Here is a 16,107-nt window from a genome sequence, read left to right as displayed (position 1 = left end):
CTTTTGCATTTAGCAACTCCTTAAATTCCTCAAGCATTTTTTGCACCTCATTCATTCCTATGAGCCAAAATTTATCACTTTCAAGATTTAATCCAAATGAGCTAATGAGGGCTTTAGGACTCTTGCTTCCACCGAGTGAAAGAAATTGTATATATTTTTGGATAAATTTCGCTTTGCCTTGTGGCGTTTTTTGTGATTTATATAAGCCAAAAAGTGCCAAAACAAGTAACTGCCCATAGCTATACGCATAACAATAAAAAGGAGAATGCACAAAATGCGGGATATAGCACCACCAACCCTCATAATTCTTGCTTAATTTCAAACTTTTGCCAAACATACGTTCATTTTCTTCACGCCATATTTCATCAAATTCTTCAGGCTTTAGCTCATCACTTTGAGCGTGGATTCTACGTTCAAAATGCGTCATTACAACCTGACGAAAAAGTGTTGAGAAAATATCTTCTAGTTTTCCTGCATATAGCGGGATAAGCTCCTCTTTACTCAAGCTTGTTTTAAGTGTATCAAACAAAATCATTTCAGCAAATACAGAGGCTGTTTCGGCAGTGGTAAGCGGTGTATCCATATTGAGATAACCTTGTGTTTTAGAAAGCTCTTGGTGAATCATATGCCCAAACTCGTGAGCAATCGTGAAAGCATCTCGGCGAGAATTGGTGTAATTAAGCAACACATAGGGGTGCGCACTTGGCACACTGCCGTGGCTAAATGCACCTCCTCTTTTATGCGCAGCAGGGTGAGAATCCACCCAGCCTTTTTTCAAAGCCTTAAGCGCGATTTCTCTAAACTCCTTGCTAAAATGCCCAAAGGATTTCAATACAAGCTTAATTGCCTCTTCATAAGGAAGCTCATACGCATCACTCTCAATCGGCGCATAGCGATCATAATCTTTAAGCTCTTTTAAGCCCAAAAGCTTTGCTTTTATCTCATAATACTCACCCACAAGCCCATAATGCGCGCTCGTTACTTCAATAAGCTTATCCACACTCTTTTGTGTCGCCGCATTTGAAATATGGCGAAAGGATTCAGGTAATTTGTATCCGCGTAGCTGCATTTGAATATGCAAATCCTTACGCACCATATTGAGAACATAGCTTAAAAGATGGCGAGATTTATAGAGTTTTTTTGTAAAGATTTTTTGCGCCTCTTTGCGCACATCGCGTTTATGATGATGAAGTAGGCTTAGAATCTCCTCTTCATTAAGAGTTTTTGTTTTTTTGTTTTTTGGTGATTTTTTGTCATTAGAGCGGGTTTTAGAATCAGTATTTATTTTAGGTGATTTGAAAGTAAGATTTGCCAAATGCTCATCAAAAAGGCGAGAAAATGCACTCACGCCCACAGGAGAAGTCGCCAAAAGCACTTTTTCCTCTGCCAAAGAGAGTTGATAGCGATCTTGCTCAATGAGTTTTTGCAAAAAATACGCATATTGTGGCGCATAGCTGATAATCTCTTCGCGCTTTTTAGCAGGGAGTTTGCAAAATTCTAATTCAAAAAATAAGACAAGATTCTGTGCCTGTGTGGTTTGCATTTCATATTTAGCATACATATCACCTTGTGTCGTATCCTTTGCAAAGCGCAAAAATACATAAGTCATCACACGAGCAAATCCCTCCAAAATCGCCTCATATTCTTTAATCACTTCACAAAATGAATCTGATTGAATCTTATCAAGTTTTTGTTCATAAGTTTTTGCAAAATGTTTTGCTCTGCGCGTATTTGTAGCCATAAAACGCTCCAAATGTCCCTCGCTTTTAAAAAGTGGGTTTAAATCCCATTGGCTAGATTCTCTGTTCATTGACACTCCTTAAATTTTTATTACTCAATGTTAAATTTTCATCTCCTCATTTCCCTCCTCCCTTACCAATTCAATGGCTTTGAGAAAACTTATATTGGCAATCTGCACTCCTGAAGTCATATTTTTTAGTGTGAGTGTTTTTGAGTTAAACTCACTTTCACCAATAACAATCACAAACTCGTGCCCCTTAGTGTGGGCATAACTAAATTGTTTTTTAAGCTTACTTACTTCAGGATAAACCTCGATAGGCACTTTTGAATGGCGGAAAGATTCTGCAAGAAGATGTGCATAACCAAAATATGTTTTATCCATACATACAATAAGCGCACGCACAGCAGTTGCTTTTTTATGCGAAAGCTCTGTTTCTTCTAATGCAGCCAAAAGCCTATCAAGCCCAATACTCGCACCAACACCACTCATTTTTTCTTGTGAAAAAGTGCGTGTGAGATTATCATATCGCCCACCTGAACACACGCTTCCTATGCTCTTAAGTCTATTAAGTGTTGTTTCATACACAATCCCTGTATAATACCCTAGCCCACGCGCAATAGAAAAATTTATGCGATAGGTATCTTTATCAATTTGTAGCGCTGAAAGCACCTCATAGAGAGCCTTTAAATCCTCTATACCTTTTTTGATAGAATCATTAAACTCACCCATATATTCAATGTGTTTAAAAAAAAGCTCACTATCGCCGCTCTGCTTGATTGATGTATATTCTAGCAATCTTTCAACTTGAGTGCTAGTAAGGGCTAAGTCTTTTTGTAATTCATTTGCTACGCCCTCTTTACCAATCTTATCAAGCTTATCAATGATACGCAAGGCAGTATTGACATTTTTTTCTCCAGTAATACCACAATGTTCGCAAATACCATTCAAAATCCCGCGATGATTGAGCCAAATGGTAAATTCATTTATCCCAAGCTCCACAAGTGAAGCATAAATCACTTGTAGAATCTCTGCATCACAAGAAATACTATCACTCCCTATAAAATCAAAATCACATTGTGTAAATTCCCTGTATCTCCCTCTCTGCGCTCTCTCTCCACGAAACACGCTCCCTATGGCAAAACGTTTAAAAGGCAAACCTACTTCATTTTTGTATTGTGAGATAAAACGCGCTAAAGGCACGGTAAGATCAAACCTTAATGCGACATCGCGTCCGCCGTGATCTTTAAAACGATACAATTCCTTTTGAATCTCATCACTCCCTTGCTTAATAAGCACATCAGCATATTCCAAATGTGGTGTTTCGATAGGTACAAAGCCAAAATCCATAAATACAGCACTTAATTTATTGAGTAAAAGTGTCTTTGCAAGGGCTTCTTTGGGCAATCTATCTCTAAAACCACTCAATGTGCGAGGAGTAACCAACGCCATTCTCACAATCCTCCTTGGAAATCTCAAAATACCTACAAAGATTTATTTTATCTTAAAAATGTTTTATTTTAGCTACATTATGAGGGATTTTGGTAAGATTTTCACACTTCATAGCAAATTTTTAGCTTTTTGCTTCTACAATAGCGCAATATTTATTTGAATCTCGTGCTATTTTTAGATTCTCTACAACAATAAACATTCGTGGAGCAAAGATGTCTTTAACACAAGGGGCTATTCCTACTTATTCTATCAAAAGTGTGCTTCTGCGCTTACCAAATTGGCTAGGTGATAGCGTGATGATTTCTCCTGCATTTGAATGGCTCAAAAAAAGCTTTGTCAATGCTGATTTTACACTTGTAGGCACAAAGGCAAGTTGTGGAATTTATGAGCGAGATGAGAGGGTAAAACGCATTGTTATTGATACAAGCAAAAGTGCAAAATGCAGAATCTATGCGACAAGAAAACTTGCCAAAGAAATAGGCATACACGATCTTGCCATAAGTTTTACTAATACCTTTTTTTCTGCTCTGCTTTTATATTGGAGTAAAAGTAAGGTGCGCATAGGCTATGCTAAAAATGCTCGAAGTTTCCTTCTTACCCACGCCTTACCTTTGCATAAATACGATTGGCAAGGAAATATCAAACATCAAGTATGCCTCTACCTTGAACTCATTGCTTCTTTAGAATCTGTGCAAAAACAAGCCTATGAAACATATAAAAATGCACTCGATGATAAGAGTGGAGGAAATTTTTTACCCAAAGATACCCTAAAGCTCCAAGAACAACTTGCACATATTCAAAACTTGCAAGATTGTATAGATTCTGCATCTCAAATGCAATTTCAGCTTGATTTGCTCCCTATTCTTAGCACAATGCCACTTCAGCTTATTGCCTCTGCTTTAACCTTACCTACACAATCCTACGCCATAGGGATTAATCCCGGTGCAGCTTTTGGGAGTGCTAAATGCTGGGAAAAATCCTATTTTATTGCTATTATTGAGTATTTTCTTACTTGCTCTTATGATGTTTATCTCTTTGGCTCAAGTGAAAGCTCACGCACCAATGCACAAATTGCAGAATCTATTGCCAATCACCCCAATATAGGATTTTTTCACGATCTTACAGATAAGACAAATCTAAGCCAACTCATTGATTATATTGCTGCAATGAATGTTTTTATCACTAATGACAGCGGACCTATGCACATCGCTGCTGCGCTAAAAGTACCTATGGTAGCAATTTTTGGACCTACAAACATTAAAGAAACTGCTCCTTATGCTCCAAAACCTCTTCATTCGCTCCCTTTAATGCCCACAGGCTTTAAGGATACAAAAAACACACAATCCCCTGAAATAATCCTTGAAGATTCTACAATGCAATCACATAAAGATTCTCCTTATCACTCTTGCGTGTTGCTTTGTAAATATGTGCCTTGTGCGCCGTGCAAAAAACGAGAATGTCCGCTAAAACATCATCAATGTATGAAACTCATCACGCCAGAGGAAGTTATCACTCATACTATAAATCTGCTAAAAAACAGCACAAAAGGGCTAAACAATGATACTTGATGCTCATACTTCAACATTTTTACAAAACTACAAAATACTTAGCAATACCATTACGCCGCGTCCCATTGCTTGGGTAAGCACGATTTTCCCAAATGGTGGCGTTAATCTCGCTCCTTTTAGTTTCTTTGCTCCAATGAGTGTGAATCCGCCTGTTTTTTCCATCTGTATGATGCAAAAAAGTGATGGACTAGAAAAAGATAGTTTTAAAAATATTCATCACACACGCAAGGCTACTATCAGTATGTGCGATATTGCCCATATTCAAGCCTTGCAAGATAGTAGCACCGAGCTTGAATATGGCGCGAGCGAAGCGAGTGAGTTTAATATTCCACTTAAACTCTTGCAATCAGGCTATCCCCCTGCACCTCAAGGCATACAGATTGCTTTTATGTGTGATTTATACGATATACTTGAAATTGGCAAAGACAAAAGCGTGCTTTTAGAGGCTAAATTTTTCTACATAGATGATAATATTTACAAGGAAGATTTGCGCTTTTTGCCTCGTTTTATTGGCAGAGTGGGACATATCTATAAAACTTTAGGGGCAGATGTTGCGCTTCACTCTCAAAACAAGCAAACAACACCCAAAGATGCCCAAAAACCCTCTCTAACAAATGATGGAAAAAAGAATGAGTAACACATTTGTTTTTTCTCGTTACTTAAGATGCTTTTTTAACACAATTAATCACCTTAGTCCCACAAAGGATTCATAATGCCTCTTCAATTTTTACAAGAGCTCATCACATATCCTACCATTACCCCCAAAGAATGCGGTATTTATCAGCATATTTTGCATAAACTTAACCCCCTTATACACCATAAACATTATGATACAACACTCATAGAGCAAGAAGTTGAGGGGGTAAAAAATCTTTTTTTTGCTATTTCGCCTAAAGGTTTAGCAAAAGATAGCCTTCATCATCTCTGCTTTGCAGGGCATATTGATGTCGTCCCTACAGGTGAAGGCTGGGAATATGAGCCATTTTGCGGTATGCAGAGTGAGGGGTATATCTATGGGCGAGGCGCACAAGATATGAAAGGAGGTATAAGCGCCTTTATTTGCGCTATTGTCAATGTTTTGCAATCTCAAAATTTCGCACAAGAACTTAAAGATTCTGCTTGTATGATTTCTATTCTTTTAACAAGCGATGAAGAAGGAGAGGGCATTTATGGCACAAGATATATGCTCAAAACCCTACAAGAATCTTGCCTACTTCCTCACGCGTGCATTGTCGCTGAACCAACAAGCTGTGAGCACACTGGCGATATGATAAAAATCGGCAGACGCGGCTCGATTAATGGCATACTCACATTAGAGGGCAAACAAGGACACGTGGCTTATCCGGAAAAATGCCTCAATCCTATTGAACTCCTCGGGAATAAGCTTGGTGCATTAGCAGGAGTAGCACTTGATAATGGAGATTGCCATTTTTCCCCAAGCAAACTTGTTATAACCGATATTCGTAGCGGTATGGAAGTTGTCAATGTAACCCCGCAAAATCTCAAAATAATGTTTAATGTGCGTAATTCCCCTTTGAGTGATGAAGATTCTATCCGCGCTTACATCAAAGGGGTTTTTGGGGAAACGCCTTATGAACTCTCGCTCAAAACAAATTCACTTCCTTTTATCACAAATGATAAAAGTGTGCTGATTGCATTGCTTTGTGATGCAATAAAAAATATAAGTAACCTTAGCCCGACTTTAAGCACAAGTGGAGGCACAAGTGATGCACGATTCTTTGCCCAATATGGCATAGATGTAGTAGAACTTGGCGTGCCAAATGATAGAATCCACGCCATCAATGAGCGCGTATCCACAAGCGATATTCTCGCATTATACGATATTTTTACATATTTTTTGCACTCATATATTAAGAGTGCTAAAAAAATTCATTAACTCTCTAATAAAACTAAGGAGCAACAATGGCAGTTATTGGCAAACTTACGCATTTAGATTGGTTTTTTAGGGCATATCCTGCACTTGAAGAAGCAAGAGCATATATGCTTAATGCCCTTAATCCCACACACGAGATTCATAAAAGAATCACAAATCTTACCATAGAGCAAGGAGAAGAACGCAAAGAGGTAACTTATCCACTTTCTCAAAATATCCGCGCCATAGAACAAACCTATCACTTAAAAAGTGCCAAAAATGCTTTTTTTGAAACACATCGCGCATTTATTGATTTTCAGCTTGTAGTAGAGGGATATGAGTTTATGCGAATTGGTGATAAAGAGAGCTTTGAGATTCAGATTCCTTATGATGAAAATAGGGATTTGATTGTCTATAACAATGCCTTTAGGCATTGTTATGCAGAATCTAGCACTTTAGATAATAATATGCTAAAAATAAGCCATACACTCCCATTTGATGAGGTTTTAAACACACCTTATCGCACAGATTTACTTTTGCGTAGCGGAGATTTAGCCATATTTTTTCCTGACGATACCCACGCAGGAGGCTTAGAGCTAAGCAAAGAGACACGATATACCACCTCCACTCACTATGCTACTCAAACAAATATAAATCCATTTGCACAAGTCAAAAAAAGTGTATTAAAAGTCCCTGTGTATCTGCTTGGCTTAGAGCGATAGAATTTTATGCGCTTTAATCACAGAATCCTTTATTTTTAAAATACTTTTTTTAAAAATAAAGGCTAAAAAGCAAAAAATAAGTGATTAAGAAAAAATGTGGCGCACAAACTCTATGCAGTGATGCTTAAGCGATTTTAGCACACAAACCCACAACTCAAAGTATAAACAAAAAAGCTCTTAATAATCCCTACTATACGCTTATAATTCCTCTTGTAAAAGAGCTTTAAATTCTGCTTCGTTGAGTGTTTTTACATTAAGAGCCTTTGCTTTTTCAAGCTTACTCCCAGCACTCTCTCCATAAATCACAAAATCCGTCTTTTTACTCACGCTTGAGCTTATTTTTGCGCCTTTAGATTCTAAAAATGCGCTGATTACATCACGAGGCTTACTCAATGTGCCTGTAAGCACGATACTTTTACCATAAAAAATATGATTGCTATCAACCTGCAAAAGCTCAACACGAGGCTGAATAATAGAAAGTAGCTCCTCTATAAGTAGCTTATTGGCGTGATTAAACTCCACAAGTGAATATGCCATTTCCTCGCCAAATCCATCAAGGCTAAGCACTGATTCTATTTCAAGCTTAAAGGTATCTAAGCCAAATTTTTGAGCAAGCTTCTTACTCGCTCCCTCGCCAATATGCTCGATTCCAAGCGCATTGATAAAACGCCATAATTCCACACCTATGGTATTTTTTATAGCCTCAATGAGATTTTTAGCTCGTTTTTCCTTCCACCCCTCTAGGCTAAGTAATTGCTCCAAAGACAAACTATAAATATCCTTAATACTCCTTACAAACGCATTTTCATAGAGCGCAATCACATTTTTTTCGCCCAAGCCATCAATATTGAGTGCTTTTTTAGATGCAAAATGGATAATTGATTCTATCACACGCGCCTCACAGCTGAGATTCTGACATTTAATAAATATCTCCTCAAGTAGCAGTTCCTCGCCGCATACAGGGCAATGTGTGGGTTTAGGAATTGCTTTTTGTGTGCCATCGCGCAAAGCAGTAAGTGGCTTAATGATTTTAGGGATCACATCGCCACTGCGGATAATCACCACTTCATCGCCTAGCATTATATCTTTACGCTTAATCTCGCTAAAATTATGCAAACTTGCGCGTGAAATCATCGCTCCCTCAATCTCCACAGGCTCTAGTTCTGCCACAGGCGTAATAACCCCAGTGCGCCCTACTTGTAAGCTTACAGCAAGAATCTTAGAGCTTTTCTCTATAGCAGGGAATTTATACGCACAAGCAAAACGAGGCGATTTAATAGTCCAGCCAAGCTCTTGTTGTGCGCTAATCTCATCAAGCATAATCACCATACCATCAAGCATAATAGCATAATCATTGCGTTTTGATAAAAGCGTGTGATAGGCTTTTTCAATCTCCTCTTTATTTGCACAATAGCTCAAAAAAGGTATGGGCGCAAAGCCAAAGCTCTCAATCTTTTGCAATGCCTCATAAAAGCTTCCAAATTGATTTAGCCCCGCACCAATACCCCAAGGCATAAAACGTAATTTGCGTTTAGCTGTAATCTTTGAATCAAGCTGTCTTAGGCTTCCAGCGGCTGCATTGCGAGGGTTTGCAAAGAGATTTTGCTCCTGCTCTAGTCGCTCTTTGTTGATTATCTCAAAATCATCTTTAGCTATCACTACCTCCCCACGAATCTCAATTTCATCTTTTAATGCAATCTCAAGCGGAATGCTTTGGATTGTCCTTGCATTATGCGTTACAAGTTCCCCCTCTATGCCATTTCCACGCGTAGTTGCGCTCACAAGCTTACCCTCACGATAAAGGAGATTTAAGCTCGCACCATCAAACTTAGGTGAGCAAGTAAAACTCGCATTAGGGTGGGATTTGTAGATTCTCCCAATCCATTGGCTCAATTCGCCATCATTAAATATATCCTCTAAGCTCCACATACGTTCTAAATGCGTATTTTTACTAAAAGATTCCAAAGGCGTATCACCTACGCGCTGTGTGGGAGAGCTAGAATCAATAAGGTGTGGGTTATTTTTCTCATACTCCAACACTTGATGATAAAGCCTATCATACTGCTCATCAGTAGCGATTGGCTCATCAAGTACATAATAATGATATGCCATTTTTTTAAGAATCTGCACCTTATCGTGGTATTCTGTATCTATCATTATAGTTTTATCCTTAAATTTTAAAGTTCTAATTCTTATTTTATATATTTTAAGATAGAATTGTATCATTTTTTTAATAGCACTTTATTCGTTGGAGGTAAGCTTTGGCAAAAAAGCAGGATTTAATTGATAAAAACACTTCGTTGCATCTTAATAATGAGGTGCAGTTTTTATGTTTTACGCTCGAAGAAGAAAAGGAAGGCATAAGTCAGCTCTATGCGATGAATGTATTTAAAATACGCGAAATTATCTATTATGACAACGAAATTACTGAAACAGCAGGAGAAGATAATGGCATCATACTTGGCTATCTTACCGTGCGTGATGAAACAATTCCACTGATTGATATGCGCCGTTGGCTACGTTATAGCAAGGATGACCCAAATAGAGATTTGCGAGAATTTTCATTGAATACCAAAAAGAGCTTAGTTGTTATTTGTAATTTTTCTAACAGCACGGTTGGACTGAAGATTCTAAGCGTGAAGAGAATTATCCACAAAAGCTGGAATGATATTGACACGGGTATAGAATTTGGAAATGATGCTGATGCGAAGGTTACTGCAACAACTAAATTTGATGATGGCTCGGTGATTCAAATCCTTGATGTAGAAAGAATGCTTACAGATGCTTGTCTATCAACTGATGTTGCAAATGAACATAAACTCAAAGATTTAGGCACAATCTCAACTGATAAAATTGTGCTTTTAGCCGAAGATTCTAAAACAGCAGCAATTTTCCTCCAAAAAATTATCGAAAAACTCAATATCAAATATTTTTGTTTCCCCAATGGAAAGGCTTTGATTGATTATCTATATAATCCGGGAATTATTGAAAGAGTGGGTGCTGTCATTACGGACTTAGAAATGCCTGTTATGTCAGGTTTTGAGGTGTTAAAGCGCATCAAAGAAACTCCTGCTACCTCACATATCCCTGTCATTATCAATTCCTCAATGAGTGGTGATGGCAATCGCCAAATGGCAAAAAGCCTTAGAGCCGATGGATTTGTTACTAAATCTAATCCTACTGAAATCGAACAAGCTTTGCGTAAGATTTTTGTAAGCTCAAATGCTTAAAATCTAAGAGTTTTAAACAATCTTTATTTAAGAAGGCAGTCTATGTTGAGAACTCACTTATGTGCAGACTTAGGAGAGGCGGATATTGGCGCGGAAGTAAAAGTATGCGGATGGTGCAATACATACCGCGACCACGGGGGCGTGGTATTCATTGATTTACGCGATAAAAGTGGCATTATTCAGCTTGTATGCGACCCAAATAGCCCAGCGTATGAAATTGCTTCAAGTGTGCGCGATGAGTATGTGCTTTTAGCAGAAGGTAAAGTAAGAGCAAGGGGCAAAGGACTTGAAAACCCAAAGCTTAAAACCGGTATGATAGAGGTGGCGCTAAGCTCACTTGTGATTGAAAATAAATCTCCCACGCCTCCTATTGCTATTGGTGATGAAAGCGTAAATGAGGAGCTAAGGCTCAAATATCGCTACCTTGATTTGCGCTCCCCTAAAGCGTATAATATATTCCAAATGCGCTCTAATGCAGCCATAGCTGCACGCAATAGTTTGCAGAAAATGGGATTTTTAGAAGTAGAGACACCCATACTCACAAAGGCTACACCAGAGGGAGCAAGGGACTATCTTGTCCCCTCCCGCGTTCATCAAGGCGAATTTTATGCCCTGCCTCAAAGCCCACAGCTTTTCAAACAGCTTCTTATGATGAGCGGTTTTGATAAATATTTTCAAATCGCCAAATGCTTCCGCGATGAAGATTTACGCGCGGATAGACAGCCAGAATTTACACAAATTGATATTGAAATGAGTTTTTGCGAGCAAGAGGATATTATGAGTATGGCTGAAACCTTACTTAAAGATATTTTTGCTGCGTGTGGCAAAGATATACAAATACCCTTTATGCGCTTAAAATATGCCAAGGCTATGGAATCTTATGGGAGTGATAAACCTGATTTGCGCTTTGATATGCCACTTGTGGAGGTGGGCGATTTATTTGTGGATTCAAGTAATCCTATCTTTCAAAGCATTGCGCAAGATGCTAAGACAAATCGCATTAAGGCTTTATGTGTCAAGGGCGGTGATACATTTTTTTCACGCAAGAGTTTAGGTGAGACAGAAGAGTTTGTGCGTAAATTTGGTGCAAAGGGACTTGCTTACATTCAAGTGAAAGAAAATGAACTCAAAGGTCCTCTTGTCAAATTTATCTCTCAAAATGCCTTGAGTGAGCTTATCTCGCGCGTAGGTGCAGAAGTGGGCGATATTATCTTTTTTGGTGCGGGGGCAAAAAAGATTGTGTGGGATTATATGGGGAGATTACGTCTTAAAATCGCCCACGATATGAATCTTATCGATGAAAATAAGGATAAGTTTTTATGGGTGGTGGATTTTCCAATGTTTGAAAAAGAAGAGGGCAAAACGAAAGCCCTACACCACCCTTTCACAATGCCAAATGATTTGGATAAAGAGGATATTGAGGAGATTACTTCCATAGCTTATGATGTGGTGCTTAATGGCATCGAGCTTGGCGGTGGAAGCATTAGAATCCATAAAGATTCTATACAAAAACGTGTGTTTGAGCTGCTAGGTATCAGTGCGGAGGAGGCGCAAGATAAATTTGGCTTTTTGCTTGAAGCCCTAAGCTATGGTGCGCCTCCGCACGGGGGTATCGCGATTGGCTTTGATAGGTTGATTATGCTTTTAAGTAAGGCGCAAAGTATCCGTGATGTGATTGCATTTCCTAAAACACAAAAGGCAACTTGTCCGCTTACCTCTGCTCCAAGCAAAGTGAGCAATGAACAATTAAAAGAGCTTCATATCCGCACAAAAAGTGAGTAACTCTCTAGTTTAATCTTTTCAAAAAGAGTGCTTCCTCGCCTCATCAAAATAGCTAAGAGATGAGATGATACAAAGAAAAAAGGAAAGAGAGGCTATCCTTAGCTATAAAAAACTCAATACAAAAGAAAGAATGGAAAAAACACGAAAAAATCGCTTAAATTAGGCAAAAAAGAAAGGGATAAAATCTTAAGAACTCTTTGTGTAGAAGAAAAAATTTACAAAAGAAAACAAGAATATGGAATCTTAAAAAAACAGAATGAGTAGCAAAGCTTAATCAATCCAAAAAGAAAGCTAAAAATTTAAATGCTGAAAATGAGAAATAACCAAAAGAAAGAAAAGATATTTACAAAGATGAAAAATATTATCGCCACTATCCAATCTCATCTCAAGGATTGCCGATGAAAACACTCAATACTAAAAAATCTAAGGGCATAAGAGACTTTCGGTAAGGATATATCCCTCTCCCTAGAAGCTTATACTCTTTTACAAAAAACATTCCTTAAGGGCTATTAAAGAATAACAAATGCAATAATATTGATTTTACCTCATTGAGTGCTTTTTGAGATAGTATTAAGAATCCCTTAAAAGCTAAAAAATCGCCTACAATCCCTTTTTAGTAAGTGTCTCGCCTTTAAAATGTCCATAAATTTTACTTGAGCCATCTTTATAAAGTAAAAGCACAGGATATTCATCTTTTTTGTTTCCTTGCTCCATACCTGGGCTTCCTAGTGGCATACCCGGCACAGAAATGCCTATTACATTTTCAGGTTTATTTTTCAAAAGCCACTCTATCGCACTCTCTGGCACGTGCCCCTCTACTACATAGCCTTCTAAAATACCTGTGTGGCAGCTTTGATACTCGGGTTTTATTTTATACTTATCTTTAATTTTATAATAATCTCTTGATTCTGTAACTTTTACTTCATAACCCTTTTTTTGCATATAATCTGCCCAAAGCTTACAGCAGCCGCAAGTGGGGCTTGAGTGCATATCAATAGTCTTAGCTGCAAAAAGACCAAGGGGTAAAAATAGTGATAAAGACAAAATGAATAGATATTTTTTCATCATCTCTCCTTAAATAGATATAAATTCATAAAAATTGTATGAATCTTTTACAAACTAAGCATAAACTAAAGACTTATGCGTCTCTATTTACTCTATTTGTAACCAATGAGATAGTCTCTTTTTTTAAGCCTTTTTGCCCCTTAAGCTCCCTTATTTTCAAAATATGCCCTTACTACTTCCCTATCATCAAAATGCGTTTTTTGCGTGCCAATAATTTGATAATCCTCATCACCCTTGCCAAGAATAAGCAACACTTCATCATCTCTAAGCTCATCAAGTGCGCGGTGAATTGCCTTTTTACGATCAGATTCTACAAACACCCGCTCACTCGGCTTCATACCGCTTAATATATCATCAATAATATCTTTGGGAGATTCTGTGCGGGGATTATCGCTTGTGATATATATTTTATGCGCAAAGCTTTGAGCACACGCCCCCATTTTAGGACGCTTGCTCTTATCTCTATCGCCTCCTGCTCCAAAGACAACCGCAATTTTTCGATGTCTAAAACTCTCAAAAATTTGACGCATACCATCATAAGTATGGGCAAAATCTACAATTACAAGCGGTTTTGTCTGCACTACTTCCATACGCCCACTTACACCTCCAAAATGCCCCAATGGAGCGCAAATAGATTCTAGGGGTTTATCTGTGAGAATCTTCACAGCCCCAAGCGCAGCGAGGACATTATAAAGATTATGCTTACCATATAAATGCGCCTCTATCGTGCTATGCTCCAAGCAATCTTTAAATTTCCACGAAATATGCGCATCTATACCAGATTCTAGTGCATAAGCTGAAACGCTCAAATGTCCCTTTTTTTCCACTCCATAATAAAATGCCTCCCTATCCTCACAATGCGCGTGAGACTCATCGGCATTAAGCAGCTTAAAACTCCCCACCTTTCCCCTCAAAAAAATGATTTTTTACGCGTCGATACTCTTCTATACTTTGATGATAATCCAAATGATCACTTGTGATATTTGTAAGAATCTTAAGTGCAAACTCAAGCCCAGCTATGCGCTCTTGCTCAATAGCGTGAGAACTTACCTCCATAATAAAAAAATCGCTCCCCTCTTGTGCTGCCATACATAAATCATCATACAGCTCAAGCAAACTCGGCGTTGTTAAACCTTTTGGCTTTATTGGCTTATCATTCATAAAAAACCCTCTCGTGCCAAGCAATGCCACCTTATAACCTAAATCAAGCAAGATTGAATAAATAATTGCTGCTGTGGTTGTTTTACCATTTGTGCCGGTAATGCCTACAATACGCATCTTTGATGCACTAGAATCCCCAAAAAGCACAGAATAAAGCTCATTTGTTTCTATGATGCGCAATGTGGATTGAGAGTATTCTCTCCCCTGCTCATCTCTCCCACTTTGAGACTTTAGTAAGCCTTGCCTAGCAGATTGGTTTAAATAAGAATCTTCAAGCTTTGCTACAAAAGGCGCATTTTGTTTTGTTTTGACAAGAAGCAGAGAATTCAAATCTATCTCTTGCTCACACTCTTTTAATATCTCACCTCTTAAAAGTGCCTCAACCACGCGTGTATCATCGGTAATTGCACGATAGTCTCTCTCCTTATACCTTATGCTTTTTGTGATTATCATTGCCAACCTTTTGCAAAATTTTCTCAATTTCTTTATCGTATATAATATTTTTTTTGAGAGATTCTATGTATTCAAGCGACATATCATAATAATCATTCTCCACGAGCTGATTAAGAAAATCATAAAACTCGCTTTTGTTGGTAAAAACAATTTTTGTGCTAAAAATTAAATCCTCAAATGCCTCTTTAAAGTTATCTTGTGCAATGCGCTTAAAATCTTTATACAAAATCCCCTCAATAGCATCTGCTCGAAGATTCTCAAGGCTTTTGAGAAGTGAAAATATACTGCTTGTGCTTCTATCAAAACTTTGAATTGTCTTTAGAATCTGTGCCCTTGCCTTTGCCTTACTGATTTCTTGGGAGAGCAAAATTTGGTAATATTCATATAAGCTAAGAGCCTGTTCCTCAAAATCCTGCGCCATATCCGCAAGAAGTAATCCCACCAGAGATTCTGTATTATCTGAATCAAGCTGTAAATTTTGCGCAAAAAGTGAAAAAGCTTGTTTGTATTGTTTATTACTAAAAAGCGCAAAAGCCTTTTTATTGTTTTTGTTAATCGTCTGTCTCGTGCGCGCATCTGTTAATTTAACAACTTCCATAGCCTACTCATAAATGAAATTGTGATTCTTCTCCGTGAAGCACATTCACAATGCTAATATCGGGGTGAATCTCCTCTTTTAAACGATTTTCAATAGCATATTTAAGCGTATTTGCTGAACTTGGACAGCCCTTACACGCTCCCTCAAGGCGCACATATACCCTCGCATCTTTAATGCCTAGCAAAGTAATATCTCCACCATCAAGCGTTAATGTTGGGCGCACCTTTTTTATTACCATTTCAACAGGCATTTGAAGCTCTTCATCGCTAAAGGGAAACACTCCATCTCCTTGACATTTATCTCATATTCTTAAGAAGTTTGCATTCTAGCCTATTTTTTCAAATATTTTGCCAAATACTCTTTCATATATTAAAAGCACTTTATCTACAGAATCTTAGAACTGAATATAAACAGCGCAAGATTTTAATTCGTAACCATACCATTAACAATTATATATATGATTTA

12 protein-coding genes and 1 pseudogene are annotated in these 16,107 nt (G+C 38.0%); 6 read left to right on the top strand and 7 right to left on the bottom strand.

Going from position 1 to position 16,107, the window contains the following annotated elements; genetic code table 11:
* The coding region (locus J1E28_RS05090) for a M3 family oligoendopeptidase (RefSeq protein WP_291027403.1) at positions 1-1,810 on the bottom strand (1,810 nt) is incomplete at its 3' end.
* Positions 1,811-1,840: 30 nt separating this feature from the next.
* Complete coding sequence (hisS, locus tag J1E28_RS05085) at positions 1,841-3,184, bottom strand: histidine--tRNA ligase (protein WP_291027424.1); 1,344 nt, start codon at positions 3,182-3,184, stop codon at positions 1,841-1,843.
* Between the two features lie 218 nt (positions 3,185-3,402).
* Between hisS and J1E28_RS05080 the strand changes: the two genes are divergently transcribed.
* The 4 genes from J1E28_RS05080 to J1E28_RS05065 all read left to right on the top strand — a co-directional run bounded on the left by J1E28_RS05080 (position 3,403) and on the right by J1E28_RS05065 (position 7,353).
* Complete coding sequence (locus J1E28_RS05080; RefSeq protein WP_291027401.1) at positions 3,403-4,758, top strand: glycosyltransferase family 9 protein; 1,356 nt, start codon at positions 3,403-3,405, stop codon at positions 4,756-4,758.
* A complete protein-coding gene (locus J1E28_RS05075) occupies positions 4,748-5,395 on the top strand; it encodes a flavin reductase (RefSeq protein ID WP_291027399.1) in 648 nt (215 codons plus the stop codon). Before J1E28_RS05080 ends, J1E28_RS05075 begins: the two co-directional genes overlap by 11 nt.
* A 75-nt stretch (positions 5,396-5,470) precedes the next feature.
* A complete protein-coding gene (dapE, locus tag J1E28_RS05070; RefSeq protein ID WP_291027397.1) occupies positions 5,471-6,655 on the top strand; it encodes a succinyl-diaminopimelate desuccinylase in 1,185 nt (394 codons plus the stop codon).
* Between the two features lie 26 nt (positions 6,656-6,681).
* On the top strand, positions 6,682-7,353 hold the full coding sequence (locus J1E28_RS05065; RefSeq protein WP_291027395.1) for a YhcH/YjgK/YiaL family protein: 672 nt from the start codon (positions 6,682-6,684) through the stop codon (positions 7,351-7,353).
* Positions 7,354-7,551: 198 nt separating this feature from the next.
* Here J1E28_RS05065 and ligA read toward each other — a convergent pair whose 3' ends face one another.
* The gene (ligA, locus tag J1E28_RS05060; protein ID WP_291027393.1) at positions 7,552-9,510 is read right to left on the bottom strand and encodes an NAD-dependent DNA ligase LigA; all 1,959 of its coding nucleotides are present in this window, start codon (positions 9,508-9,510) and stop codon (positions 7,552-7,554) included.
* Between the two features lie 104 nt (positions 9,511-9,614).
* On the opposite strand from ligA, the gene J1E28_RS05055 reads away from it, so the two are divergent.
* Together J1E28_RS05055 and aspS are read left to right on the top strand one after the other, a co-directional pair.
* Positions 9,615-10,583, top strand: a complete 969-nt coding sequence (locus J1E28_RS05055; RefSeq protein ID WP_291027391.1) for a chemotaxis protein — start codon at positions 9,615-9,617, stop codon at positions 10,581-10,583.
* A 45-nt stretch (positions 10,584-10,628) separates the two neighbouring features.
* Positions 10,629-12,365, top strand: coding sequence for an aspartate--tRNA ligase (gene aspS / locus J1E28_RS05050; protein WP_291027422.1), 1,737 nt, complete (start codon positions 10,629-10,631; stop codon positions 12,363-12,365).
* 600 nt (positions 12,366-12,965) lie between these two features.
* Here the strand turns inward: aspS and J1E28_RS05045 are convergent.
* The 4 genes and pseudogenes from J1E28_RS05045 to J1E28_RS05030 all read right to left on the bottom strand — a co-directional run bounded on the left by J1E28_RS05045 (position 12,966) and on the right by J1E28_RS05030 (position 15,922).
* Positions 12,966-13,430 carry a DUF411 domain-containing protein gene (locus J1E28_RS05045; RefSeq protein ID WP_291027389.1) on the bottom strand — a complete coding sequence of 155 codons (465 nt, stop codon included), beginning with the start codon at positions 13,428-13,430 and terminating at the stop codon, positions 12,966-12,968.
* 140 nt (positions 13,431-13,570) lie between these two features.
* Positions 13,571-15,044: pseudogene (locus tag J1E28_RS05040) on the bottom strand (UDP-N-acetylmuramoyl-L-alanyl-D-glutamate--2,6-diaminopimelate ligase).
* Positions 15,016-15,642, bottom strand: a complete 627-nt coding sequence (locus J1E28_RS05035; RefSeq protein WP_291027387.1) for a hypothetical protein — start codon at positions 15,640-15,642, stop codon at positions 15,016-15,018. Before J1E28_RS05035 ends, J1E28_RS05040 begins: the two are co-directional and overlap by 29 nt.
* A 7-nt stretch (positions 15,643-15,649) precedes the next feature.
* The gene (locus tag J1E28_RS05030) at positions 15,650-15,922 is read right to left on the bottom strand and encodes a NifU family protein (RefSeq protein WP_291027385.1); all 273 of its coding nucleotides are present in this window, start codon (positions 15,920-15,922) and stop codon (positions 15,650-15,652) included.
* Between the last annotated feature and the right edge of the window lie 185 nt (positions 15,923-16,107).

It is taken from the genome of Helicobacter sp. (genome assembly GCF_022511165.1).
GTDB lineage: Bacteria > Campylobacterota > Campylobacteria > Campylobacterales > Helicobacteraceae > Helicobacter_C.
Note: the sequence above shows the minus strand (reverse complement) of the source record. Positions and strands in the feature narration are given on the sequence as shown.

Bases quoted from the DNA above. Each gene is read 5' to 3' on its own strand.
- J1E28_RS05080 (WP_291027401.1), top strand. From the start codon at position 3,403: ATGTCTTTAACACAAGGGGCTATTCCTACTTATTCTATCAAAAGTGTG.
- J1E28_RS05075 (WP_291027399.1), top strand. From the start codon at position 4,748: ATGATACTTGATGCTCATACTTCAACATTTTTACAAAACTACAAAATA.
- dapE (WP_291027397.1), top strand. From the start codon at position 5,471: ATGCCTCTTCAATTTTTACAAGAGCTCATCACATATCCTACCATTACC.
- J1E28_RS05065 (WP_291027395.1), top strand. From the start codon at position 6,682: ATGGCAGTTATTGGCAAACTTACGCATTTAGATTGGTTTTTTAGGGCA.
- ligA (WP_291027393.1), bottom strand. From the start codon at position 9,510: ATGATAGATACAGAATACCACGATAAGGTGCAGATTCTTAAAAAAATG.
- J1E28_RS05045 (WP_291027389.1), bottom strand. From the start codon at position 13,430: ATGAAAAAATATCTATTCATTTTGTCTTTATCACTATTTTTACCCCTT.
- J1E28_RS05035 (WP_291027387.1), bottom strand. From the start codon at position 15,642: ATGGAAGTTGTTAAATTAACAGATGCGCGCACGAGACAGACGATTAAC.